Genomic DNA, 25,212 nt, shown 5'->3' with positions numbered 1-25,212 from the left:
ATAACAATACGTAAATGACTGTGAGTGTTAAAGGAGAGTTTTGAATGTACCAACCTTTTCCTGAAGATCCAAGTATAAATAAGGAAGCGTTACATACTCAGGTTTCAACGGAGCTCTCCTCGAATATCCATCATTTGCAAACCATGTTCACAGATTGTGATGACGTCATTTTTGCTGATTTCCATTTGGCTAGCGGAATAAAAGCATCGATCCTGTATTTACGGGGAATGGTGAATCTAGAACTGCTGGATGGAAATGTCCTAGAACCGCTTAAAAAAGCCAGTTCAGAACGAATGGAATCAATGGATACGGTAAAAAGCAATATCACGGTGTCGGACCTGAAAGAGCTGCGCCTCATTGGGGATATACTGAATGATGTGCTGGGAGGCAGGCCCGTTCTATTGATGGACACAATCGAGGGCGCATTATCGATTGGGATATCGCAATTCGAAGGTAGAAGTGTAGAAGAGCCTTTGGCCGAATCCATCGTTCGGGGTCCTCGTGAGGGGTTTGTAGAATCCTTAATCGTAAATACAACATTAATTCGCAAAAGATTAAAGACACCGGCATTGAAGTTCGTTTCTTTCTCCATAGGCCATTATTCGAAGACGAATATCACGATGGCTTATATCCAGGGTATCGCTAAACCAGAAATCATAAGTAATGTTTCAGAGCGAATCACTCAGATCAACATAGATGGGGTGCTTGATAGCGGATACATCGAAGAAATGATCGAGAGCAATATCTATTCACCTTTTCCTCAAGTGCAAACAACGGAACGTCCAGATGTGGCTGTATCGAGCCTTTTAGAAGGTCGTATCGTTATTATTACGGATAATACGCCAATTGCTCTGATTGCTCCTGCTACATTTTGGTCATTGATGCAGTCCCCAGAAGATTACTATCAGCGTTTCCTTATTGGAAGTCTGATTCGCTGGCTCCGTTACACGTTTTTCTTAATCGCCATGCTGGCTCCAGCAATTTATGTTGCTGTGTTAACGTTTCATCATGAGATGGTCCCTACAACGCTGCTGCTTCGTGTTGCCAAATCACGCGAGGAAATCCCTTTTCCGGCCTTGGTCGAAGCTTTGATTATGGAAATTACGTTTGAAGCGTTACGGGAAGCGGGTGTCCGTCTACCTAGACAGGTCGGTTCTGCCGTCAGTATTGTGGGAGCACTCGTGATTGGTCAAGCAGCCATTCAAGCGGGATTGGTATCTGCTCCGATGGTCATGGTTGTAGCCATTACTGGTATCTCCTCATTTATGATGCCGCAATACTCAGCGGGTATCTCCTTACGCATACTTCGTTTTCCGATTATGATTCTATCCGGCATATTAGGATTGTTTGGTCTAATTCTTGCCTTGCTGTTAATCATCAGTCATCTGTGTATTCTCCGTTCATTTGGTGTGCCTTACTTGGCGCCATTTGCCCCCATCTATCCGCAAGGCATTAAAGATGTCTTGTTTCGTGCTCCCATAAGCAAATTGATATATCGTCCTGCCTTTTATGCTGCCAAAAATAATTTGAAAAGACAGGGCAAAAAGCCGAGTGACCGGAATGAGAATTAAGCGATGGGGGGCAGAGCCATGAGGTATTGTGTATTCATCCCCGCCCTGTTACTTTGTTTCCTGCTCTTAACTGGCTGTTGGGATCGAACTGAAGTGAATGATATGGCCTTTATTATAGCGGCAGGAGTCGACCAAAGCTCAAAGGATGACATTGAAGTGACCGTCCAAGTATTCATACCGAATCCTGCTGCTGCTTCTGGAGAAGGAGGGGGTGGGCAAGGTAATGTTTATACGGCTTCCATAAAAGGACATTCCATGCCGGATGCGTTATCGGAATTGCAAAAGAAGTTTCCCCGCTATTTCTCTTGGGGGCATGCCAAGGGGTATTTTTTTGGAGAAGCTTTGGCCCGAAGCGGGATGTTTGATGATTTCGAGTTCTTGTTTAGGGATATCCAACCGCGGGAACAGGCCAATTTCTTTGTGTGTAGAGGAACGGCAAGGGAGCTGTTAGAGGCGCAAAATGATCCCAATTCCTATGAGACCTTAATTAAACTTTCGCAAAAACCATTGATTCGAGCTGCTACCATGCATGATATTGAGGAAGCGTTAAGCGGAGAATCAGGGGCTTTTTTACTGCCGGTTGCGAGTAGAAGCAAATTGATATCGAATGAAACCCAGAAAACGATTATTACTGTGGAAGGCATGTCGGTCATTCAAAAGGGGAAGCTAACAGGCTTTCTAACGCATGAATCGCAGATGGGGATTCGTTTGTTAAATCCAGAAAATCTTGGCCGGAACATCACGATCACAGAAGAAGTAGATGGTGGGGAAATTGTCGTCAAAATTATAAGAACGAAACTCGATCTCCATCCTTCGATTGAGAATGGTATTTGGAAAATGAAGGTTCAGTTGAAATTAGAGGCGGATATTGTACAAAATTCAACACAAATAAGCCTCGCCAACGGGTCGGATAATATGAAAAAGTTAGAGGAACCTTTTAATGACAAAATAAAGCAAATTTTGACCCATACCTTACAACAATTACAAAAAGAACAAAAGGCAGATGTACTCAGCTTTGCCCGGGCTTTTCATAAAAAATATCCGCGTGAGTGGAAGCAAGCCAAAGGGGAGTGGAATGCGATTTTTCCAACAATGGACGTTCAGTTTGATGTAAAATGCGCGATCAAACGACCGGGTGTATCCAATTACTCTATCATAACTGCTCAATAAAGGTTGAAAGGAGCGTAATCAATGAGTGATATGGCGTTATCGAATAGACAAATTTTCTGGATGATGGTTAGCATGCAAATTATTATGACCATACTTCTCACGATTTCTCCTGCTGCTCAACTCGCGAAACAGGATGCTTGGATTTCCATCCTACTCGCAACATTGGTAGGGATGCTCATTGCTTATATTTCTGGAAAGCTTAGTACGATTTTCCCTGGCCTGACAGTAGTTGAATTTAATCGAATTTTGCTGGGTAAATGGGTAGGTGGATTAATTTCAACCCTCTTTATCTTATTCTGGGTTGTAACTCTCACCGTGATATTGAAACAATTCAGTTTGTTTATTACGGGTACAATTATGCCCAAGACTCCCCTCTGTGTCATTGAGCTACCGATGCTACTCGTTGTACTTTATCCTACTTTGCATGGGGTGGGGGTGATTGCGCGTATTTGTGAAATTACAGGACCTATTATTTTACTTTGTGTGCTAGGCCCCATGTTTCTGAGTATTAATCAAATGAATTGGGACCGATTGAATCCAGTTTTCTTGGATAATAGCGTGGTGTCAATACTGCACGGGGCGCTTCCGACAGCGTCTTTCTTAGGTGATTGTATCATGCTCATGATGCTGATCGCTTTTGTTAGCAAGAGGAAGCATACGGTCCGTCATGCCGTAAGCGGCGTTATGCTTTCAGGTATACTTACAATACTATCTATGATTGTCAGTATCTTGATGTTCGGTCCAAACGTTACTGCTGGTTACCCTTACCCGATGTTAATGATTGTCCGCTCGATCTCCATTGGCGGCATTATTGAGAATTTGGATGCCATCGTAGTTACAATCTGGATCATGAGTATTTTCACCAAATTGGGTCTTTATTTATTTGTTGCTAGTTATGGAACGACACAGCTATTGGGATTGCGAAATTGGAAAACAGTAACATGGATTATCGCTGTTCTCGTTATGCTCGTTTCCTTTATCCCCGTTAACTATGAGGAGATATCGGTCATTTTTCTACATAAAATGGCCGTACCTATCATATTTCCCGTTGTTATGTTCGGTGGTCCTTTGGTGCTGCTTCTGATAGCGTTGTTGAAACGTAAAAAGCTGAAACTCTTGCCACGGGGATAATCCTCTGGCCCATAGGGCCACCCACTCCAACGCACAAAAAAAGTGCCCCATCTTGGATACCAAGACAGGGCACTTCTTTTTTATTTTAAATAGGTCACGTAACCGGCTCTTTTGCCTTTCTCGCTCGTGGCTTCGCCGCGGGCTTCTTCTCCGCCGTTTTCTCCTCGGTCACCGAAGCATCCGCGCCAAGCGTTACTTTGCCATCGGACGGCTTTGTCGCATTTAAGCTGGCCTGCAGCGCAGACATAAGGTCGATGACGCTTGTTTTTTGCAACTGAGGTGCGGATTGGATTTCTTCGCCAGCGACTTTACGATCAATCGCATCAAGCAAGCGGGCACGATACTCATCTTTATATTTTTCAGGTTCAAAAGGGGTGGAGAGTTGATTGATCAGCATCTTCGCCATCTCTATCTCCCGCTCATTCACCGTAACCTTCTCGGGAAGGTTAGGCACTTGCGAGATCGGACGGATTTCATCCGGATAGAAGATTGTTTCCATTGCTAGGCAATTCTCAATAACACGAATAGCGGCTAATGAGCTTTTGGAGCGGATCGACACCTTGGCGATACCGATTTTGCCTGTTTGGCGCATGGAATCGAGCAGCAGCATGTAAGCGCCGGCACCCGTATCACCAGGGCCGAGGTAGTAAGTCTTTTGAAAATAAACGGGGTCAATATCTGTTAAGTTTACGAAGTCCAAAATCTTAATTTCCTTGTTCGCTTCGCCGGAGATTTCTTCTAGTTCATCCTTTTCAAAAAGAATAAAACGCCCGGGCTCAAACTCGTATCCCTTCGAAATTTCCTCCCACTCTACTTCCTTCTCGCAGGTCTGGCATTTCCGAACATAGGAAAGCGGGGTAATACAAGTTTTGTGAATATAGCGCATAGAGATATCTTTATCCTCTGTGGCTGAAAACATTTTAACAGGAACATGAACAAGTCCGAAGCTGATTGCGCCTTTCCACACAGTATGCATAGATAGCACTCCTCCCCAACATACGTAATTGTACTAGTATTCTCTTGATACACTGCCTTTATACGGCAGAAATTTAGGAGAATGGTTAGCAGGGAGTTTGGAAAGCTTATTAATGCAACATGATAGCCCAAATAGCGAACCTAAGGAGGGATAACGGATGGCATCAGAGTCGAATTTGTCGCAAAATACGAACAATGAAGATAGGGACGATTGTTTCATGGACATTGATCGTATGATTAATGAGGGGCTTGGAGGCGGTAACGTCACCATGCAGGGTGGGTTAATTGAACACTCAACCACGGATACGATGGCAGCTCCGGAATCCGTACTGGATGAACCATGAATGTTCACCGCGCTCAGGAAATTTTAGCTGCAGATGAGAAAATTGATGTGGATCTGAATGGGCTGGCTGTCTGGATCGACAGTGTAGACTCTGCAAAAGGTCTCGTCAAAATACATGCGGAAGGAAATCCCGCAGATGCTCGGGTCGTACCAGCTAAGGAGCTTGAAGAGGTACACTAAAGGTCCGCATGGGCACATAAAGCCTTCTCCGATTGTTGAATCGGGGAGGGCTTTTTCAGTTTGTGTTAGCTTAGAAAGAGGTTTTCTCAGTGACAGGTTGCTGTCACCTGCTGGCGAGGACTATAATAGAAGCAGCACGCGCACGCGGAAGAAAGGGATGGGATCATTGACTCAATCCACATTTAAGTTCCATTCTCAGCATGAAGCAGATACAGATAAACTGGGAACCCTATTATCAACGTATCTACAGCCAGGCACGGTATTCACTTTAGACGGTGATTTGGGTGCGGGAAAAACGAGATTCTCCCAAGGCTTCGCAAGGGCAATGGGGATTTCGGAGCATGTTAACTCGCCTACATTTACCATTATCAAAGAATATGAGGGAGCTGGCCTCCCTTTCTACCATATGGATATGTACCGCATTTCACAAGAGGAAGCAGATGAGCTCGGTTTAGAGGATTATTTCTACGGGAAAGGCGTTACGTTAATTGAATGGTCAAGTTTAATTGAGGATTTGCTGCCACCCGACAGATTGAGTATTACGATCACCCAAGAGGCTGATCAGACCCGCGTATTTCACCTGACTCCGCACGGTTCACCGTATGAGAGCTGGTGTGTACAGATGAAGGAGAACGGACATTTACATGACGGAACGGATGAATAATACAGGTCGATGCTTAGCGATCGATACCTCAACATCAGCAATGACAGTGGCAATTTTGGAAAATGGACACTTGCTCGGGGAGATTAGCTCCCACGCGGAACGGAATCATTCGATCGGATTGATTCCTCACATACAGGACTTACTAGCTCGCTTAGGAATGAAGCCGAGAGATCTTCGCTCGGTCGTTGCTGGGCAAGGACCAGGCTCGTATACGGGCGTACGGATTGCTGTTTCTGTAGCCAAAACATTTGCATGGTCGATAGGGTTAGACCTGATAGGTGTATCCAGTTTAGAAGCTATGGCAATTGGTGGTTCTGTACAGAACGACTATAAAGGAACAGGGTTGACTTGGGTCGTTCCTCTGATGGATGGAAGGCGTAAGCAGGCTTTTACGGCTGTGTATGCTTTTGAAGGGGCAGCAGCTGTTACGGCATCAAGAGAGCCGGATGCTACTTGGCAGGAAGTGTTGCCTGACGGGATTCGGGTTATCGGAGCGTGGACGGAGCAGCTCTTAACTTTAGCTAGAACGGCGGCACCGGAACATATCCTGTTTGTCGGTGAGACAGTTGGCTTTTCGGCTGAGCTCGAACAGTTTGGCAATGATTTTGCAGGCAGTGTGAGTGTGGTTCCCTATGGGATTGAAGCGGAGTATATTGGCCTGCTTGCTTATCCAAGATTAGCAAGCGGCGAGAGAGCAGACGTTCATTCGTTTGTTCCGAACTACACGAGGCTTCCAGAAGCGGAAGCGAATCTGCTGGCTGGCCTGCAGACGAAGAAAGGGGAGCATTAATCATGGAACAGAGACAGCCGCATGCCATAGAGAATTCGTTGGTATTCCGCTCGATGACCATGGAAGACATTCCTTTTATTTGTGAGATCGAGCAGGAAGCGTTCACGACACCTTGGACACGAGGTGCTTTTGAGAATGAGCTGACGAATAACCAGTTTGCGCATTATATGATTATGGATATTGAAGGTGAAGTAGCTGGTTATGGGGGCATGTGGCTCATCATGGAGGAAGCACATGTTACGAACATTGCCGTCAAACATACTTATCGAGGCCGCAAGTTAGGCGAAAGACTGTTGCGCGAGTTGATGAAAACATCGGCATTCCTCGGTGCCATTCGAATCACGCTCGAAGTAAGAGCCTCGAATTATGTGGCTCAAAATTTGTACGAAAAGCTTGGCTTCCGCTCTGTTGGTGTGCGTAGAGGCTATTATACAGATAATCGCGAGGATGCCGTCGTCATGTGGGCAGACCTGCCCAAACGTAGAAAGGATGGTCTCAGTGACTGAGGCTTTCAGATAGGTGAATGATGTGAGTAATGAACAGATTATACAACAGGATAGACAAGAGCAAATAGGGCAGGAACAAGATAGAGTCTCAACCAAATCAGTTTATATTCTGGCTATTGAAACGAGCTGCGATGAAACTTCTGTGGCCATCGTTGAAAATGGGAAAATCATTCGCTCGAATGTGATTTCCAGCCAGATTGAAACGCACCAACGCTATGGCGGCGTTGTGCCTGAGGTAGCTTCCCGTAAGCATGTGGAGTCGATCACATGGATGCTGGAGGAAGCTGTAACGGAAGCTGGCGTATCGCTCCATGAGCTATCCGCCATTGCCGTAACCGAAGGCCCCGGATTAATCGGGGCCCTGCTTGTCGGCGTCGTCGCGGGCAAAGCGCTCGCTTGCGCCCTAGAGCTCCCGCTGATTGGTGTTCACCATATCGCGGGACATATTTATGCGAACCAGCTCGTGCATGAGCTGGAGTATCCTTCGATTTCGCTCGTCGTGTCCGGCGGACACACCGAGCTCATTCTGCTCGAAGGCCCCGGCCAGTTCCGCATCATCGGACGCACGCGCGATGATGCGGCCGGCGAGGCCTACGATAAAATTGCCCGGGCAATGGGATTGCCTTACCCGGGCGGGCCGCACGTGGATCGGCTTGCACAGGAAGCCGATTCCGAGATCAAAATGCCTCGCTCCTGGCTCGAGGCAGATTCCTACGACTTCAGCTTCAGCGGATTGAAATCCGCGGTGCTGAACGTCGTCAACCAAAGCAAAATGCGCGGTGAAACCGTTCAGGTCGCGCAGATTGCCAAGGGCTTCCAAGCATCCGTCATCGACGTGCTTGTGGAGAAAGCGAGCCGCGCCGTGAAGGAATACGGCGCGAAACAGCTCTTGCTCGCGGGTGGTGTCGCCGCGAACAAAGGGCTGCGCAGCAGGCTCGCCGAGCGCTGCGAGCAGCTGAATGTGCCGCTGCTAGTGCCGCCGCACCGGCTGTGCACGGACAATGCGGCGATGATAGGCGCCGCCGCTTTTCTCAAGTGGGACAAGCAGGAGTTCGACTCCATGGAGCTAAAAGCCGAGCCACAGCTGAAGCTGGAAGAGTGGTAAATTTGTCTCGCCCCCTCCCCGTGTGAGTAGTTAGAAAAAATCGAACTAAATTGAAATGAGTCGCCTCCGATGATGGATGAATTCGATTTCACCGAACTATTTAGCCGATTTTTGGGGTAACAGTTGATTTAGGGCATTTTAGGTGGGGGAAATCGAATTAATGACGATAATCTCTTCCGACAGTCGCAAATAAGCAGGGGAAATCGGACTAAATCAGTTTCTGCTCCAATACCGCACAAGTCCCGGAGTGTTCTACTGTTTTCGGGTAGGGAAATAAAATAAATTTTCAGACAGTTGTATTGACTTTGAAAAAAGTGCATATTATAATCACAATCAATACTTTCAAACGCAACGAACGGGAATAGTAAGGCATGATCAGTTTCGCTCAGAGAGCTGTGCGCTTGGTGAAAGCACAGACGAAACGTCACCTGAACTCGCCCGGGAGCGGTAAGACTGATAAGGATGCCAAGGATCCAGCACCCAAGTAGGTCTTGACGGTTGACCCCCGTGATCAGGTACATGAGTGGTTTCGAGCGTAACAGCTCGGATCAATTAGAGTGGTACCGCGGAAGGTTCAAGCCTGTCGTCTCTTTTATAGAGATGGCAGGCTTTTTTGGTTGTTCTGAAACTGGCTTACATGTACGAAACACATATAAAAAACGCGATGAACAAGAGTAGTAAGGGCTCACTTCTCCGATCCAGAAAGCTGCGGGTTGATGCGACGCAGACCGAGAACGCCCTGAACTCGCTTGGAAGCGGTCATCCTGATCGGCTGGTGAACAGCTGTTAGGGATGAACGGATGACCTCCGTGATCGGGTGATGTAGCGAGCAGCTTGCTGGCTACATCTGAGGTGGGCTCCTTAACGGAGTCAACAAGAGTGGTACCGCGCTGGGTGAAGACCCGTCGTCTCTTATGTGGAGATGACGGGTCTTTTTGTCGTCTGTGGAAAGTGAGCTGCAGCCACTGTACACAGGGGGGAATGCCTGTCGCATCCGACTAATCACATGCTGTAATGCTGAAAATCACGCTTACAGCACAAGAAAACACGCTCAATCCGACTTTTCACACGCTGTAGCGTTGAAAATCACACTTACAGCACAAGAAACCCGCCACATCCGACCAATCACACGCTGTAACGCTGAAAATCACGCTTACAGCTCAAGAAAACACGCTGCATCCCACCAATCACATACTGTAGTGATGAAAAACACGACTACAGTAGACGCCAACGGGCAAAACGCCCTGAAATCGAACGAACACAGCCCGATACGGGCATACCTTGAGGAGGAAATACCATGGAAAACAACACAAATACCAACAGACGCATTCGCATTTTTGATACGACACTTCGTGACGGCGAGCAGGCACCGGGAGCGTCCCTCTACCCAGAAGAGAAAATCCGCATCGCGAGACAGCTTGCTCTGCTGGGAATCGACACGATTGAGCCGGGCTTCCCGATCTCGAGTCCTGGCGATTTCCAGGCGGTTCAGCAAATTTCACGCGAACTGCAAGGCGTTGAGATCTGCGGCTTCGCCCGCGCGGTCAAAGCCGACATCGATGCAGCGGTTAAAGCTACGCAGGACGCGGCATCGCGACGTATTCACATGTTCCTCTCGTCATCGGACATTCATCTGGATTTCCAGCTGCGCAAATCGCGCCAGCAGGTTGTGGAGATGGCTCGCGCCATGGTCGGCTATGCGAAGCAATTCGTCGATCGGATCGAGTTTTCGCCGATGGATGCGACGCGTACAGGCGATGAGTTCCTTTTTGAAGTGCTGGAAGCTGTCATTGCGGAAGGTGCGACGATTCTCAACATCCCCGATACAGTGGGTTATGCACTTCCTGAGGAGTACGGTGCGATGTTCCGCCGAGTACGCAAAAGTGTTAGAGGCGGCGATACGGTAGAGTACAGCGCACACTGTCATAATGATCTAGGGCTTGCCGTTGCCAACAGCCTTGCAGCCATTGCCGCAGGAGTCACGCACGTAGAGGTAACGGTGAACGGCGTCGGCGAGCGTGCTGGCAACTGTTCACTTGAAGAGCTGGTCATGGCGATTGAGACACGGAAGCATTCGATGGGCGTAGAGACGGGTATCGTGACGAGTGAGATTTTTAACACATCCAAAATGGTCAGCCGCATCATGGGCTTCCCGATTGCCTATAACAAGCCGATTGTCGGCCGTAATGCCTTCCAGCATGAAGCGGGCATCCATCAGGATGGACTGCTGAAAAACCGCAATACCTACGAGATTATGGATCCTGAAAAGCTGGGTATCCCACGCTCCATGATTATCCTTGGCAAGCACTCAGGGCGTCACGCACTGAAGCATCGTGTTGGTCAGTTTGGCATCGAGCTTACAGGTGAGGAACTGGATTCCCTGTATACACGTTTCAAAGAAAAAGCCGACGAGCAGAAAATGGTCACAGACGACCAACTGATGGAGCTTGTAGGCAGCACAGTTGATGGGCAAATGGAGCCTTTCACCCTGTCGCACATGCAGGTCATTTCGAGCAGCGATCGCAATCGTGTTGCCTCCGTATCCGTTCGCAATAATCAAACGGGCACAGAGAGCGTATACTCCGGCACAGGGGAAGGCCCGATTGAGGCTATCGTTCACTGTCTCCAGCAAGCGATCCCTATGGATGTAGAATTCTCTGATCTTGAGCTGCATTCGTTGTCCACAGGTGAAAAAGCGACTGGCGAAGCTGAGGTCACAATTTCTGTTGGCGGCCAAACCTACAAGAATACTGGGATCGACCAGGATGTCCTTGTCGCGGTAGCCAAAGCGTTCATCTCGGCATGTAATCAAGCCATTCGCATGCAAAATAGTGTAACGACCGAAGCGCCTTCGACGGTAATAACAGCTTCGTAATCAACAGATTTCATTCCGTGGCCCTAAATTGTAAGAAAACTTAGATATATACACAGCATGTGAGCAAGGTTATGCACAGCCCCTGTGTACAATGTGTATAACTCTAAGAAAACCCGATAGATCAACCTTTTTTTAAGGGGATGTAAAGGGATAACTTTTTCACAAAAAAATGTGGGTAATGTGGATAACCTTGTGGAGAAATAAGAGAAAGGTTAATGGGGGGCGGAAAATGCCTCCCTTTTTCTGTGGATAACGTTGTGCATAACTAAAATGCGTGAAATAGAAACCCTTCGAAATTATCGGAACAATTCGTCATTATTTTGCTGTGCATAAGATCGGTCTGGCATGGAGAAAGGTAGGCGCTAAAAGGTGCGGTCAATGAAAAGCGCTATGAAATCTGCCGCTTCTGTGGGTAACTTTGAACATTTTGTGAACTTGTCCACAGGGCGACCGCTCAAAAACCGTCGAACAACAAAAAAAGTCCACATCTACCGATGTGAACTCCTTTTCAAACCCTATTTTAAGCCAATAAAACTTCCCATTCCTCATAACAAGCCGCAAGTGAGCTCTTCCGCTTATCAACTTCGGCCGTTTTCTCCTGAACAAGCATATAGTCGTTATACACAGCCGGATCAGCAAGCTCAGCCTCAAGCGCTGTCACTTCCTCCTCAAGACGAGCGATATCCAGCTCTAGCTGTTCCAGCTTCCGCTGACGACTGCGTTCTTCACGCTTAGCCAACTTGTCCGCCTCGTAACTGCCACCACTATTGGATTCAGATTTTGCAGCAGTAACTGATGACGATGACCCTGAAGATGAACTTCCAGCTGTTTTTTTCTCCGCCTCTTTGGCCAAACGCTTCGCGTCCATTTCAGCAAGCTCTGCTTTTTTCTCCACATAGTCGTCGTAGTTGCCGAGGTAGCTGGTTAAGCCATCCTTCTGTAGATCGAGCATGCTTTCCGCCATTTTATTGAGGAAATACCGGTCATGAGAGATGAATAGCAGCGTGCCTTCGTAATCCATCAAAGCCGATTCCAGCACTTCTTTACTATATAAATCGAGATGATTGGTAGGCTCATCAAGAATCAATACGTTTGCCTTTTGAAGCATGAGCTTGGCAAGGGAGACACGGGCTTTTTCCCCGCCGCTCAAGGCAGCAACTTTCTTAAACACATCCTCGCCGCTGAAAAGAAAGCTCCCGAGCACGGTGCGAATACGCGCCTCCTCGAGATGAGGATAGGTGTTCCACACTTCTTCCAATACGCTGTTGGATGGATTTAAGCCTTTCTGCTCTTGATCGTAATAACCGATCGTGACGCCAGCACCCCATTTGAACGTACCAGCGTCTTGCTTGTGCTGACCGATCAAGGTTTTGAGCAGGGTGGATTTCCCGACCCCGTTAGGCCCGATTAGCGCAGCGGTTTCGGAACGACGAAGCTGGAACGAGACGCCATCGAGGAGACGTTTTCGGCCATCGTACGAAAGCGATAATCGGTCAACCTGCAGAACTTCTTTCCCTGAAGTTTGCTCGATTTCGAATGAGAACGAGGCACGTTTCAAATCGCCCATTGGCTTATCCAAACGGTCCATTTTCTCTAATTGCTTGCGACGCGACTGCGCTCTCTTCGTTGTTGAAGCACGCACAATGTTACGCTGTACGAAATCCTCCAGCTTCGAGATTTCCTCCTGCTGTTTTTCAAACTGTTTTAATTCAATTTCATAATTCGCTTCTTTAATTTCGATAAAACGGGAATAATTGCCCGTATACCGTTTGGAGGCGTGACGTTCAATTTCATAAATGGACGTTACCAGCGCATCAAGGAAATAGCGGTCATGTGAAACGACGAGAATTGCGCCTGGGTAGCCGCGTAAATAGCCTTCGAGCCACGTCAATGTAGCGATGTCCAAATGGTTGGTAGGCTCATCGAGCATGAGCAGATCGGGTTCTTCCAGCAGCATTTTAGCTAGTGCTAATCTCGTTTTCTGCCCTCCGCTGAGGGTGTTGACTAACGTATCTGGAGAGAATTGTCCGAAGCCCATCCCGTGCAAAATACCGCGAATCTTAGCCTCAATTTCATAGCCGCCATGCTCACGAAACCATTCGGAGCGCAGCGCATACCGATTCATCGTGGACTCATACTTCTTCTCATCAGAGATGAGATCGGGGTCAGCCATCTGGGCTTCCAGCTCACGCAGCTCGCGTTCTGTTTCCAATAGGGAACTGAACACGCTGAGAAGCTCATTCCATATGGATTTGTCTGTGTTAAGTCCGCTGTTTTGCTTCAAATAACCGATTTTGGTTTCCTTCGCTTTGAATAGATCGCCGCTATCATAGGACATTTCACCTGCGATGATTTGGAGAAGGGTAGACTTCCCTGCGCCATTGACACCGACAAGCCCGATGCGTTCCCGATTTTCAATCTGAAGCGTTATATTAGAGAGTACTGAGCGTACTCCGTAGCTTTTGGATATGTTAGAAACTTGTAATAGCATGTTGCTGCTACCTCCTGCGATTTGGATACATATTAATGTAAGAACCTTTTTAAGATCACCTTAGGACGGCAATTCGATCCCATCAATACAATAGTATACACGAAGTGAGCGAGCAACGTATGCTTAATTTAGACATGGTGTGACTAGGCATAGGTGGGAATTAGCGTGTTTAATGACCTGAAATAAAGCCTATTCGACAGCGTCTCCCGTACGAGTATAGTTTTTTACTTTATTTATGTTAAAATGGGGGAAACCACTCCTCGCTAGGAAGGGCTGTAGCTTATGATGAACATCCGAGAGCGGAAAATAGAATTACGCAAGGAAATGGAAATACGACGTGCTTCAATTGTTGCGGAGACACGTGACGAGAAGCAACAGCTGATAAACCAGAGAATGGTGAAGCTATGTTCAGATAAGCTGTTTGATCAGGGGCAAGTACCATCCAATCCTCAGCCAACGCTGATGAGCTATATGCCTTTCCGTTCAGAGCCGGACGTTGCGCCATTAATGGAATGGTGCTGGCAGCAGGGAATTCGTGTGCTGATACCGAAGGTAGTGGCAGATACGAAAACGATGAACTTGCATATCATAAGCCGTTATGAAGATCTCGAAAGTGGTGCCTATGGGATCAGAGAGCCGCGCAGTGATGTTCTGATTGAACATGATTTGGGTACGATTTCGATGATTGTCGTGCCAGGGTTAGCTTTTGATCTGGATTTTGGACGACTGGGTTATGGCGGCGGTTTCTATGATCGCTTCATGCAGCTATTTGCTGCGCGTGGTCTGAAAAGACCTTTTGCCGTTGCGGCAGCTTTTGACAACCAACTGATTCCTGCTGTGCCTTCATCGTGGCATGACTTCCGAGTGGATGGCATCGTAACCGAAAGTAAGATGGTGTTCAAAACAGAAAGCTAATATAGAGGTGATTGCAGTGCCCGATTCTTCACCATTGACGCATTTTAATGAACAGGGAAGAGCGCGAATGGTCGACATATCGGATAAAGATGAGACGAAGCGCACAGCCACTGCTCGCTCTACCTTATTAATGAAGACAGAAACGCTAGAATTAATCCTGCAGGGTAAAATGAAAAAAGGCGATGTCCTCGCCGTGGCTCAAGTGGCTGGCATCATGGCCGCCAAGAAAACGTCTGACTGGATACCGATGTGCCATCCCATTGCTTTAACTGGGGTAGATATTCAGTTCTCGAACAATGGCATCAATGAACTTTACATAGAAGCAACTGTACGAACAACGGGTCCTACTGGGGTAGAAATGGAAGCCTTAACGGCTGTTTCCGCCGCGGCATTGACCGTGTACGACATGTGCAAGGCAGTAGAGAAGGACATGATCATTAACTCGACGCTGCTTGTTATGAAAACAGGCGGTAAAAACGGGGATTTTCACAGGCAAGACAATAAAGCGTGATGCGTCACGCCGGTTAGTGGGTTGATCTCATTCAGTGAACACGGGGGGAGAGGTGACGAAGGATGCACTGGAAAGTTGCGATTTTGACAGCCAGTGACCGCGGTTACCGAGGAGAACGAGAAGACACTAGCGCTCAGGTAATCCGCGAGCTGATTGAAGAGGAAATTCAAGGCGAGATCATCGAGTACCGGGTGGTTCCGGACGAGATGGACGAAATTATGGCTTCCTTAATAGAAATGACTGATTATTATCAAGCTGATTTAATTCTAACAACAGGCGGAACCGGCCTGGCTCCGCGTGATGTCACACCAGAAGCAACGCTCAATGTGATTGATCGTGTTGCTCCAGGATTTGCTGAAGCGATGCGCATGATCTCGATGCAAAAAACGAAGAAAGCGATGCTTTCCAGAGCTGTCTCTGGTATTCGTGGACGCACACTGATCATTAATCTGCCTGGTAGTCCGAAGGGTGTTCAAGAGAATTTGATGGCGATTATTGATCAACTTCCTCATGCGCTGGGAATTCTGACAGGCAAAGAAGGCGATCACGGGTGAAATACAAAGACACTTCCATGCTGCGTGAGGTGAAGGTGGAGGATGCGATCGGGATGATTCTACCGCATGATCTCACGCAGATCCTGCCAGGCGAGTTCAAGGGCCGTCTGTTCCGCAAAGGGCATCAAGTGACGGAGGCGGATATTCCTGCCTTGCTGAGCATTGGCAAGGAGCATATCTATGTAATGGAGCTGCAGCCAGGCTATCTCCATGAGGATGAGGCTGCGTTGCGCATGGCGCGGGCGATCGCCGGGACAGATGCGCGTGCAAGTGCGAAGGCGAGTGCGGATCTTAAGTTGACTGATCCGCATGAGGGTAAAGTGAACGTGAAATCGGAGATTCACGGCTTGGTGAAGATCGATAAGGCGTTCGTGGACAGTGTGAACGCCATCGATGAGGTTGTGTTGTCGACGATTCGCAGCAACACGGTCGTGCAGGCAGGCGCTTCCCTGGTCGGCACGCGGGTGATCCCGCTGATTGTCGACGAAGCGAAGGTTGAGGCTGTTGAGCGGTTAGCTGCCGCTCGACGTGAAGAGGGCTTCACCTTGTTAGAGGTGAAGCCATTTCAAAAGCTGCGTGTCGGCGTGATCACGACGGGCAGCGAGGTCTTCAAGGGCCGAATCGAAGATAAATTCGGCCCAGTTGTGAAAGAGAAGGTCGCGCAGCTCTGCTCCGAGGTTGTCGAGCAACGCTTCGTGTCGGATGACAGCGAAGCGATTGTGGGTGAGATCCACGCGCTGCAGGCGTTGGGCGTGGATCTGGTGTTGGTCACGGGCGGCATGTCCGTGGACCCGGATGATCGCACGCCAGGTGCGATCAAGGCGGCCGGCGCCCGAGTGGTCAGCTACGGCACGCCGATGCTGCCGGGCTCGATGCTGATGATCGCCTATCTAGGCGATCTGCCGATCATGGGCTTGCCGGGGTGTGTAATGCACGACCCGTATACGTCCTTTGATGTGCTGCTGCCGCGCATCTGCGCAGGCGAGGTAATCGTGCGTAGTGACATCACGGAGATGGGCTACGGGGGATTTTATCAGTGTTAAGATGACAAATGACCTGGATCAAGCCTGCCAAAGGATGTATCCAGTCATTTTCCTGTTTTGAGAAATATATTTGATTGCATCATAACGCAACACATAATGGAGATGAAGTCCATGTTTCAGAATATAGGATTTACCGAGCTTTTATTGATTGCTGTCGTCGCTTTAGTTATATTCGGACCGCAGAAGCTGCCGGAAATTGGCCGAATGCTTGGTAAGACATTAAGGGATTTCAAGCAAGCCACCAACGAGCTGATGAATGATGAGCCGAAAGCACCGCTCCCATCCAAAACGCCAGTTGTACCAGACCCGATTACACCTGTTGCTGTAGCCAGCGTGGTTGCACCAGCTGACGGTTCTATGGCTTCTCTTACAGAGTCACAACAAGCCTCGATCTTGCTGAGCAAGGAAGCCGTGGCTGAGCCAATCAGCTTACCAGAAGTGAAGCCTGCGGTGGCATTCGTAACCAACAAGTCATCGGAGGTTGTTCAAATTGCCGGTTCGCCGGTAGAAGCTGCAGAGGCGTTGTCCGTGCCAGCTGTGCACTCAGAAGCAGCAAGCGATGTGTTGTCCTCCGCTCCTGCACAAGCCTCGGCCCCTACCCCGGCGCCAGCGCAGCAGTCAGGCAGCACAAGCAATCCCCGGAGATTGCCGGATTAGTTTTAGATTTTGATTTTGTAGCATAGCAAGTGGTTCGACCGTTTGAGTTGTATCCACAAGATTAGGTAGGTGAAATCAGTTGAAAAACGAAGAAATGTCACTCGTTGAGCACCTTGGTGAGTTGCGCAAACGTATTATGTGGATATTAGTTGTTTTGGTCGTTGGCATGGTGGCTGGACTCATTGTGGCGAAGCCCGTCATTCGATATCTCAAAAATATCCCGCCAGCAGATGGCATCGGTTGGAACGTGTTCTCCCCGTGGGATGCCCTGCGATTGTATATGAATTTCGGCTTAGCCGTTGGTCTTCTTATTACTTTACCCGTTATTCTGTATCATATATGGGCGTTCGTTAAACCTGGCCTGCGGGAAACGGAGCAAAGAGCTTCGATCATTTATATTCCGTATGCCTTTGTATTGTTTTTAGTAGGGCTCTCCTTCGGATATTGGGTTGTCTTTCCGATGGCTTTTTACTTTACATCAGCGATTAGCAAAAGCCTCGAAATTACGGAGATGTACGGTGCAGCGCAATACTTCACATTCATGTTCAACATCATACTTCCACTGGCCATAGTGTTCGAGATGCCGATTGTCGTGATGTTCCTGACGAAGATTAAGCTGCTGAATCCGAAGCGTCTGCATAAGTTTAGAAGATATGCGTATATGCTGCTAGTCATTCTAGCAACCGTCATTACCCCGCCGGATGCGATTTCAGCAATTCTGGTTGCGGTTCCGCTCATTATCTTATATGAATTCAGCGTCCTTATGTCCGGTATTATTTATCGCAAACAGCTTGCGAACGATGCGGCATGGGAACTGGAGTATGGTCCTAAATGAGGAAATGCGTAAAAATAGTCTGACTTCCGGATTCCGGGCGGGCTATTTTTTTTTCATTTTCTTAGGGAATATTTGGTTATCAATTGGGTAGAATGAGGGGGGTGTCCTAAAGAATGAAAAATGTGTAAAAGGACTTGCAAATTACTCCCAGAATGAGTATCATAAGAGGTGTTGTTAGCACTAAACACATTCGAGTGCTAATAAAGAAATATAACTAAGACCAATTTTCTAAAGGAGGCTATTTTTCCATGATCAGACCGTTAGGTGATCGAGTTATCATTGAAGCCGTTGCGAAAGAGGAGACTACAGCAAGTGGCATCGTGCTGCCAGATACAGCTAAAGAGAAACCACAAGAAGGTAAAGTTGTAGCCGTTGGCGCTGGCGCGTTGAAAGATGGCGTACGCGTTGCGCTTGAAGTAAGCGAAGGCGACCGCATCATTTTCTCCAAATACGCTGGAACTGAAGTGAAATACGAAGGCCGCGAACTGTTGATCTTGCGCGAAAGCGACATCCTCGCTGTATTAGCCTAAGTTAGAGCAGCATATAGATCGGCTAGACGTTTTAACAATTTATATCTAGGTTTTTAATTAGAGGAGGTTTCCTATCGTGGCAAAAGAAATTAAGTTCAGTGAAGACGCACGCCGCGCGATGCTTCGCGGGGTAGATGCTTTGGCGAATGCCGTTAAAGTAACACTTGGTCCAAAAGGCCGTAACGTTGTTCTTGAGAAAAAATTCGGCAGCCCGTTGATCACAAATGACGGTGTTACGATCGCGAAAGAAATCGAGCTTGAAGATGCTTTCGAAAACATGGGAGCACAACTTGTTAAAGAAGTTGCTACCAAAACTAATGATGTTGCCGGTGACGGTACAACAACTGCAACGGTTCTAGCACAAGCTATGATCCGTGAAGGTCTGAAAAACGTTACTGCAGGCGCTAACCCAATGGTTATCCGCAAAGGTATCGAGAAAGCTGTTAAAGCGGCTGTAGAAGAGCTTCAAAAGATCGCGAAGCCAATCGAAGGCAAACAATCCATCGCACAAGTAGCGGCAATCTCTGCTGCTGACGAAGAAGTAGGCGAGTTGATCGCTGAAGCTATGGAAAAAGTAGGTAAAGACGGTGTTATCACAGTTGAAGAATCCAAAGGCTTCTTGACGGAGCTTGAGGTTGTAGAAGGTATGCAATTCGACCGTGGATACACTTCCCCATACATGATCACTGATACGGATAAAATGGAAGCAGTTCTAGACAACCCGTACATCTTGATCACGGACAAAAAAATCTCGAACATCCAAGAAATTTTGCCTGTTCTTGAAAAAGTGGTTCAATCCGGTAAACAACTTCTAATCATTGCTGAAGATGTTGAAGGCGAAGCGCAAGCTACGCTTGTAGTTAACAGACTTCGTGGCACATTCACTTGCGTAGCTGTTAAAGCTCCTGGTTTCGGTGACCGTCGTAAAGCGATGTTGGGTGATATCGCTGCTCTAACAGGTGGCCAAGTGATTACAGAAGAGCTTGGATTGGATCTGAAATCCACAACTCCTGATCAATTGGGTAGCGCTCGTCAAATCCGTGTTACCAAAGAAAACACAATCATCGTTGATGGTGCTGGTAACCCGAAAGATATCGCAGCTCGCGTTACACAAATTCGTTCCCAACTGGAAGAAACAACTTCCGATTTCGATAAAGAAAAACTTCAAGAGCGTTTGGCTAAACTTTCTGGCGGCGTAGCTGTTATCAAAGTTGGCGCAGCGACTGAAACTGAATTGAAAGAGCGCAAACTTCGCATCGAAGATGCTTTGAACGCGACTCGTGCAGCAGTTGAAGAAGGTATCGTATCTGGTGGTGGTACTGCCCTAGTTAACGTATACAACGCAGTAGCGAAAGTTGTCGCTTCTGGTGACGAGCAAACGGGTGTTAACATCATCCTTCGTTCCCTTGAAGAGCCAGTTCGCACAATCGCAGCTAACGCTGGTCAAGAAGGCTCCGTTATCGTTGAGCGCTTGAAAAACGAAAAAGTAGGCATCGGCTACAACGCAGCAACTGGACAATGGGTAAACATGTTCGAAGCTGGTATCGTTGACCCTGCGAAAGTAACACGTTCCGCACTTCAAAACGCAGCATCTGTTGCAGCTATGTTCTTGACAACAGAAGCGGTTATCGCTGATAAGCCAGAAAAAGACAAACCAGGCATGCCTGATATGGGCGGCATGGGCGGTATGGGCGGCATGATGTAAGAAGTGCCCAATTCCCTTGATTTATAAGGGGTTTGAGGTATGGTAATGTCGCGAGGATAACATCGGTAGAAATATTAGAGGCTTCTCATGAGTTCACTGAACTTATGGGTGGCCTCTTTTTTCTTTGGTTTCTTTTTGACATCTTTGTTTTTAGCGGGAGCAATGGGTACTCTTTTTGGGTATGAGACGAAAGGCCTAATTAAAATTTGGTTCTTTATTAAATTTGTTATCATATTCAAGCAGTTTTTGATGTAGAATAGATATGACCATATAGTAAGGTTTATATTACATAATTTTTAAAAAATAATGAAAGGCTTCGAGGACAATTTTTGAGAGGAGAAAATATGATTAAAGAGTGCGCTATTTGTTCAGATGGAATTGAGTACCAGGCAAATCAAGGCGAATGTCCGAGGTGCGGGAATTTTCTTAGGAAGAAGCAACAGAGTAATTTTAATCAATCTGTTCATCATGACGATTTTGCGGATATTTATGAAGATGTGATTGATCATCATAGCAATAAGAGTTCTAGTCATAGACCTAGTGTGACAGTCGATCAAACGAACAATAGAAGTACAGAAAAAGTTTCAGCAATTAATCGAATTAAATCAAAACAAAAAGCCTCATCGCGTATATCAATAAAAGGGCAAGTAGATAATTTTCAAGAGGAAGAAGTACATAGTAGTTTGCCAGAAAAATGGTTTAGATCATTATTTTCTGGTATTCCTTTTAATAGAGATAAATATATGAATTCATTTCAAGTTTATGATGATATACATGAGGGTCACGAGGTCATCTTATATGGGAAAATTTTGCGCGGGAAAATAGGTAATCACCATATCGTTCAAGTTTATGGGAAACACGATCGTAATGGTACAATTTTAGCTCATCATATTGAGAATATGAATAGTAAAACTGCTGTCTCAGTAAGAGGTGGCATTGGTGCGGGGACCGTTCGATTCATAACTGCAATATTTCTATTTGTAATTGTAGGAATTATTTACTCCATATTAACAATTGATTGGATTAGTTTGTTAGACTACATTGTCTCAGCTACTATGAATCTTATTTTTAGTATAATAGGAGCCATTTTACCCCTGTTAATAATCCTTGGACTTATTTGGTTCGGTTTTAAAAAGATATTTAGATGATCAGGCAAAAGCAATTATTGTTCGGGTGCTTTTTATCTTGTTAAGGAGGATCTATATTGCAGCTACATACAATAGATATGACAGCAGTGCAAGACAAAGATCATTTGTTAAGAAAATCATACTTGGATAAATTGAATGTAAATAACGTTGTACAAATGGAAGCAAGGGATCGTCTAAGTTTTATAAAAATACGGGGGATCTCAAACTTTTGGGAAAGGGAAGAAAGCATTGATTTTGATTCTATAATGACCGATGTTCTCAGTGGCTTATCTGCTCAGCAAGCAACATTTACTTTCTTGGTGCTTGGAACTCGTAGAGAGATTAGCATCTATTTGGGGATTAATGAGTTGAATGAAAGCGTCTTATCCTCGTCCCTACTTGCTTCGTATTCATTCATAAAGATGGAGAATATGAACATGGAACAGGTAACTAAACAAATATCGTCGATTGGGCAATTAGGCGGAATAGTTACAGGGTCTCCTACAAATAAAACTTTTGGAGAAGGTAAAAGTCTTCAGATCGAAAGATTGTGCAAAGGGATGTATGGCAGTCAATGGGCTTATATGGTCATAGCCAAATCCATGAGTCCATTTCAAATTAACTTGACGCATGAACGCCTTCTTAACGAAATCGATGAGAACAATAAATTTATTAAAAGATCTGAAACCGGCGGGAAGCTTGGGAAAGAATCTTGGGAATCTACGAATTTAACTTTGCAGCGGTATGTGGATCATCTTAATTTTTTAGAAACAAAATTGGATGCAGCCCGGACAATGGGGATGTGGAGAATAGCAGGGTACTATCTTTCTAATGATGTTACAACAGCAGCAAAGTTGCGGAGCTTAATTACTTCTATTTATAACGGAGATCAATCAAAGCCGGAGAAAATAAGAACGACTCCTATTGATAATATTCTTGCCTGTGCGTCAGGTTTTCAACTTCCTTCAAACGAGCTGCCAGACTTACAGGCGCAACAACATCCAATAGGTGTCTGGAATTTACCCTCACAGGGAGGACTTAAAACTATACACTGTTTTAAATATTTATATCAAACTATATTGCCTACGAATGAACTAGCAACCTTTTGTCAGATTCCCAGAAAAGAAATGCCGGGTTTTTATATTGATCAGTATGTAGAGTTTGATACAGCTGATCGCAGAAGAATCGAAAATGAGAATGACGGTTTTTTAGTAGGTAAAGTTCTTAACGGCAGTGAAGAAATTGGCCCTTATGTGCAATTATCGGAGGATGATATTCCTTACCTAATGGAGGTGAGTGACTTAAACCGTCATGGCCTCATAGTTGGGATAACAGGTGGAGGGAAATCCAATACGTCGAAAAATCTTCTAAGCAACCTGTGGAATAAGCACAACATACCGTTTATGGTAATCGAATCGGCTAAACGCGAATATTGGGAACTATATAACATGAAAGGACTTAAGGATGTCCTTATATTTACGCTGGGAGCAGAAGATGAGGGTTCCATTCCTTATAGAATTAACCCATTTGAAAAAATGGAAGGTGTTCCGCTTCAAACCCATATCGATTATGTGTTATCTACTTTTAAAGCAAGTTTTGAGCTGTACCCGCCTATGCCGCATGTGCTCGAAACTAGCATCTACAGAATATACGAAGATAGAGGCTGGGACGTTTTAAATAACAGCAATAAATTTGGAGTCAATTCTTTTCCAACTTTGGATGATTTATATTACAAGGTGGATATAGTAGTAGATCAATTAGGCTATGATAGTCGATTAAAGGCAGATATAACGGCAGCTCTAAAAGCAAGAATCCATTCATTGCGTGTTGGCGGAAAGGGCGCAATGTTAAATACAGACAAGTCTATCCCCATTGAAAACTTATTGAACCGGCCTGTTGTAATGGAACTTGAAGATATAGGCGATGATGATGTAAAAGCATTTATGATGGGAATTATCCTTGTACAACTATATGAATTTAGGAGGACAAAGCTTTCTAGAAACAAAAAGTTTGAACATCTTATTCTAATTGAAGAGGCACATCGCCTTCTAGCGAATGTTTCTGGTGGTGAAGGGGCTAATCCGAGAGCGAAATCTGTAGAATTCTTTACTAATCTACTTGCCGAGATACGTAGCTATGGACAAGGATTCCTGATTGCAGATCAAGTCCCAACGAAACTAGCCCCGGATACTTTGAAAAACACCAATTTAAAGATTGTACATCGTATTGTCATGAAAGAAGATCGTGAACTTATCGGTCAATCGATGAATATGAACAAAGAGCAAATTGATTATATAAGTACTCTTAAACGGGGACTGGCAGCGGTTTATGCGGAAGGAGATACTCGACCTAAACTGGTTCAAATGCCGTTAGTGAAAGAAGATTATAATTATTCCCGATCTGAAGTGGTCGCATCAGTAAAGGAGAAAGTACAAACAGAGTTTGGAAATTATGATAAAAAGTATTCTTTTGGTCCTGCATGTGCTTTTTGTATGGATAAGTGTAACCAGAGGGATAACATGTTGAAAATGGATCAATTCATTATGAAACAGAGATGGAAGGATCAGATGTTGCTAGATATTCATGAAGAACAATATGCTCCGTCATGGATTGATAGTTTATTCAACATGTTAAATAATAATGGGTTGTCATTAATAGATAACATACACGCCAAGATTTGCTCTTTAAATCTCTTCTTGGAGAAGGCTAATATGGAGGAAAGTTACAAGCGTGAAGTGGTTATTGATTTTATAAAAAAAAGTCATGGTATTAAGGGGAATGTCCCATGAGTGATCGGATTGAAGTCAATGAATATGAAAAACAAAAGAAAGAAGCCGAACAGGTAAAACCGGAAAGTAATAAATTTAAGCAATTTGAAAATGTGCAAGACGGGAATACGAAAAAATCAGAAACTCATAACTTCGACAAATATCTGTTTAGGGACACAGAGGTTAATAAGGTTAATCATTTAGAACGTGATGAAGCGAAGAAGGAGAAAAATGAAACCTATAATTTTGATAAATACCAAAAAAGGACGGAACTGAACGATCAAGAGCAACATTTATCGGATAACAAACAAGAAGTTAAGCAATTTGACTTTGAAAACTATAAAAAAGTCGAGGATTCAAAAGCTGATAAGATAGAGAATGTTAAAACTCTCGAAAAGCCGCCGAAAACTGAGGAAAACGCAGGTGAGCGGCAGCAAGAGCGGAAGAAGGAGCAAGAAGAGGTAGCAAGCAAAGAGACACTTGAAAAGCCGCGGGAAGTTGAGCAAAACACTGGTGAGAGGCAGCAAGAGCAAAAGAAGGAGCAAGAAGAAGTAGCAAGTAAAGAGAAACTTGGAAAACCGCCAGAAGCTGAGGAAAACGCAGGTGAGCGGCAGCAAGAGCGGAAGAAGGAGCAAGAAGAAGTAGCAAGCAAAGGGACACTTGAAAAGCCGCGGGAAGTTGAGCAAAACACTGGTGAGAGGCAGCAAGAGCAAAAGAAGGAGCAAGAAGAAGTAGCAAGTAAAGAGAAACTTGGAAAACCGCCAGA

22 protein-coding genes, 1 pseudogene and 2 other annotated features are annotated in these 25,212 nt (G+C 45.8%); of the genes and pseudogenes, 21 read left to right on the top strand and 2 right to left on the bottom strand.

The genetic code is table 11. The features are described from left to right. Positions 1–44: 44 nt before the first annotated feature. From AC58QO_RS17080 to AC58QO_RS17070, 3 genes are read left to right on the top strand one after another with little or no spacing between them, the layout of a single operon-like run. Complete coding sequence (locus AC58QO_RS17080) at positions 45–1,571, top strand: spore germination protein (RefSeq protein ID WP_497267561.1); 1,527 nt, start codon at positions 45–47, stop codon at positions 1,569–1,571. An 18-nt stretch (positions 1,572–1,589) separates the two neighbouring features. Next, complete coding sequence (locus AC58QO_RS17075) at positions 1,590–2,741, top strand: Ger(x)C family spore germination protein (protein WP_497267559.1); 1,152 nt, start codon at positions 1,590–1,592, stop codon at positions 2,739–2,741. A gap of 21 nt (positions 2,742–2,762) precedes the next feature. Then, on the top strand, positions 2,763–3,872 hold the full coding sequence (locus tag AC58QO_RS17070; protein WP_497267557.1) for a GerAB/ArcD/ProY family transporter: 1,110 nt from the start codon (positions 2,763–2,765) through the stop codon (positions 3,870–3,872). Between the two features lie 94 nt (positions 3,873–3,966). On the opposite strand, the gene ku is transcribed toward AC58QO_RS17070, so the two are convergent. Beyond that, the gene (ku, locus tag AC58QO_RS17065; protein ID WP_497267555.1) at positions 3,967–4,848 is read right to left on the bottom strand and encodes a non-homologous end joining protein Ku; all 882 of its coding nucleotides are present in this window, start codon (positions 4,846–4,848) and stop codon (positions 3,967–3,969) included. 157 nt (positions 4,849–5,005) lie between these two features. Here ku and AC58QO_RS17060 point away from each other — a divergent pair, with 157 nt between their 5' ends. The 7 genes from AC58QO_RS17060 to AC58QO_RS17030 all read left to right on the top strand — a co-directional run bounded on the left by AC58QO_RS17060 (position 5,006) and on the right by AC58QO_RS17030 (position 11,310). Continuing rightward, positions 5,006–5,191 carry a hypothetical protein gene (locus AC58QO_RS17060; protein ID WP_497267553.1) on the top strand — a complete coding sequence of 62 codons (186 nt, stop codon included), beginning with the start codon at positions 5,006–5,008 and terminating at the stop codon, positions 5,189–5,191. Next, positions 5,188–5,370, top strand: coding sequence for a small, acid-soluble spore protein, H family (locus AC58QO_RS17055; protein WP_497267552.1), 183 nt, complete (start codon positions 5,188–5,190; stop codon positions 5,368–5,370). Before AC58QO_RS17060 ends, AC58QO_RS17055 begins: the two co-directional genes overlap by 4 nt. A gap of 157 nt (positions 5,371–5,527) precedes the next feature. Then, entirely contained in the window at positions 5,528–6,034 is a 507-nt protein-coding gene (gene tsaE, locus AC58QO_RS17050; protein ID WP_497267550.1) for a tRNA (adenosine(37)-N6)-threonylcarbamoyltransferase complex ATPase subunit type 1 TsaE, read from the top strand. Beyond that, positions 6,015–6,824 carry a tRNA (adenosine(37)-N6)-threonylcarbamoyltransferase complex dimerization subunit type 1 TsaB gene (tsaB, locus tag AC58QO_RS17045; RefSeq protein ID WP_497267548.1) on the top strand — a complete coding sequence of 270 codons (810 nt, stop codon included), beginning with the start codon at positions 6,015–6,017 and terminating at the stop codon, positions 6,822–6,824. The genes tsaE and tsaB overlap by 20 nt, the downstream gene beginning before the upstream one ends. A 2-nt stretch (positions 6,825–6,826) precedes the next feature. Continuing rightward, on the top strand, positions 6,827–7,330 hold the full coding sequence (gene rimI, locus AC58QO_RS17040; RefSeq protein ID WP_497267547.1) for a ribosomal protein S18-alanine N-acetyltransferase: 504 nt from the start codon (positions 6,827–6,829) through the stop codon (positions 7,328–7,330). Positions 7,331–7,394: 64 nt separating this feature from the next. Continuing rightward, positions 7,395–8,435 carry a tRNA (adenosine(37)-N6)-threonylcarbamoyltransferase complex transferase subunit TsaD gene (gene tsaD, locus AC58QO_RS17035; protein ID WP_497268137.1) on the top strand — a complete coding sequence of 347 codons (1,041 nt, stop codon included), beginning with the start codon at positions 7,395–7,397 and terminating at the stop codon, positions 8,433–8,435. 342 nt (positions 8,436–8,777) lie between these two features. Then, positions 8,778–9,029, top strand: a binding site (T-box leader). A gap of 61 nt (positions 9,030–9,090) precedes the next feature. Continuing rightward, positions 9,091–9,351, top strand: a binding site (T-box leader). A 381-nt stretch (positions 9,352–9,732) separates the two neighbouring features. Then, positions 9,733–11,310, top strand: coding sequence for a 2-isopropylmalate synthase (locus AC58QO_RS17030; protein WP_497267543.1), 1,578 nt, complete (start codon positions 9,733–9,735; stop codon positions 11,308–11,310). 520 nt (positions 11,311–11,830) lie between these two features. On the opposite strand, the gene AC58QO_RS17025 is transcribed toward AC58QO_RS17030, so the two are convergent. After that, entirely contained in the window at positions 11,831–13,801 is a 1,971-nt protein-coding gene (locus AC58QO_RS17025; RefSeq protein ID WP_497267541.1) for an ABC-F family ATP-binding cassette domain-containing protein, read from the bottom strand. A 282-nt stretch (positions 13,802–14,083) separates the two neighbouring features. Here AC58QO_RS17025 and AC58QO_RS17020 point away from each other — a divergent pair, with 282 nt between their 5' ends. The 11 genes and pseudogenes from AC58QO_RS17020 to AC58QO_RS16970 all read left to right on the top strand — a co-directional run. Beyond that, positions 14,084–14,716, top strand: coding sequence for a 5-formyltetrahydrofolate cyclo-ligase (locus AC58QO_RS17020; protein WP_497267540.1), 633 nt, complete (start codon positions 14,084–14,086; stop codon positions 14,714–14,716). A 16-nt stretch (positions 14,717–14,732) separates the two neighbouring features. Then, positions 14,733–15,227 (top strand): cyclic pyranopterin monophosphate synthase MoaC, encoded by a 495-nt coding sequence (gene moaC / locus AC58QO_RS17015; protein ID WP_497267538.1) that lies wholly within the window; start codon positions 14,733–14,735, stop codon positions 15,225–15,227. Positions 15,228–15,289: 62 nt separating this feature from the next. Beyond that, positions 15,290–15,781 carry a MogA/MoaB family molybdenum cofactor biosynthesis protein gene (locus AC58QO_RS17010; RefSeq protein ID WP_056608535.1) on the top strand — a complete coding sequence of 164 codons (492 nt, stop codon included), beginning with the start codon at positions 15,290–15,292 and terminating at the stop codon, positions 15,779–15,781. Between the two features lie 17 nt (positions 15,782–15,798). After that, positions 15,799–16,824 carry a molybdopterin-binding protein gene (locus AC58QO_RS17005; protein WP_497268135.1) on the top strand — a complete coding sequence of 342 codons (1,026 nt, stop codon included), beginning with the start codon at positions 15,799–15,801 and terminating at the stop codon, positions 16,822–16,824. A gap of 111 nt (positions 16,825–16,935) precedes the next feature. Next, positions 16,936–17,481 (top strand): twin-arginine translocase TatA/TatE family subunit, encoded by a 546-nt coding sequence (locus AC58QO_RS17000; RefSeq protein ID WP_497267537.1) that lies wholly within the window; start codon positions 16,936–16,938, stop codon positions 17,479–17,481. A 94-nt stretch (positions 17,482–17,575) separates the two neighbouring features. Beyond that, positions 17,576–18,316: a twin-arginine translocase subunit TatC gene (gene tatC / locus AC58QO_RS16995; RefSeq protein ID WP_497268133.1), complete on the top strand. Its 741-nt coding sequence runs from the start codon at positions 17,576–17,578 to the stop codon at positions 18,314–18,316. Positions 18,317–18,564: 248 nt separating this feature from the next. Next, complete coding sequence (gene groES / locus AC58QO_RS16990; protein WP_310499739.1) at positions 18,565–18,846, top strand: co-chaperone GroES; 282 nt, start codon at positions 18,565–18,567, stop codon at positions 18,844–18,846. 76 nt (positions 18,847–18,922) lie between these two features. Continuing rightward, on the top strand, positions 18,923–20,551 hold the full coding sequence (gene groL, locus AC58QO_RS16985; RefSeq protein ID WP_497267536.1) for a chaperonin GroEL: 1,629 nt from the start codon (positions 18,923–18,925) through the stop codon (positions 20,549–20,551). Positions 20,552–20,895: 344 nt separating this feature from the next. Then, on the top strand, positions 20,896–21,699 hold the full coding sequence (locus AC58QO_RS16980; protein WP_497267535.1) for a hypothetical protein: 804 nt from the start codon (positions 20,896–20,898) through the stop codon (positions 21,697–21,699). A 56-nt stretch (positions 21,700–21,755) separates the two neighbouring features. Then, positions 21,756–24,467, top strand: a complete 2,712-nt coding sequence (locus AC58QO_RS16975; RefSeq protein WP_497267533.1) for an ATP-binding protein — start codon at positions 21,756–21,758, stop codon at positions 24,465–24,467. Then, positions 24,464–25,212 (top strand): annotated as a pseudogene (locus AC58QO_RS16970) (hypothetical protein); the annotation flags it as partial. The gene AC58QO_RS16975 and the pseudogene AC58QO_RS16970, both read left to right, overlap by 4 nt.

This window comes from Paenibacillus sp. J31R30 (genome assembly GCF_059692115.1).
Note: the sequence above shows the minus strand (reverse complement) of the source record. Positions and strands in the feature narration are given on the sequence as shown.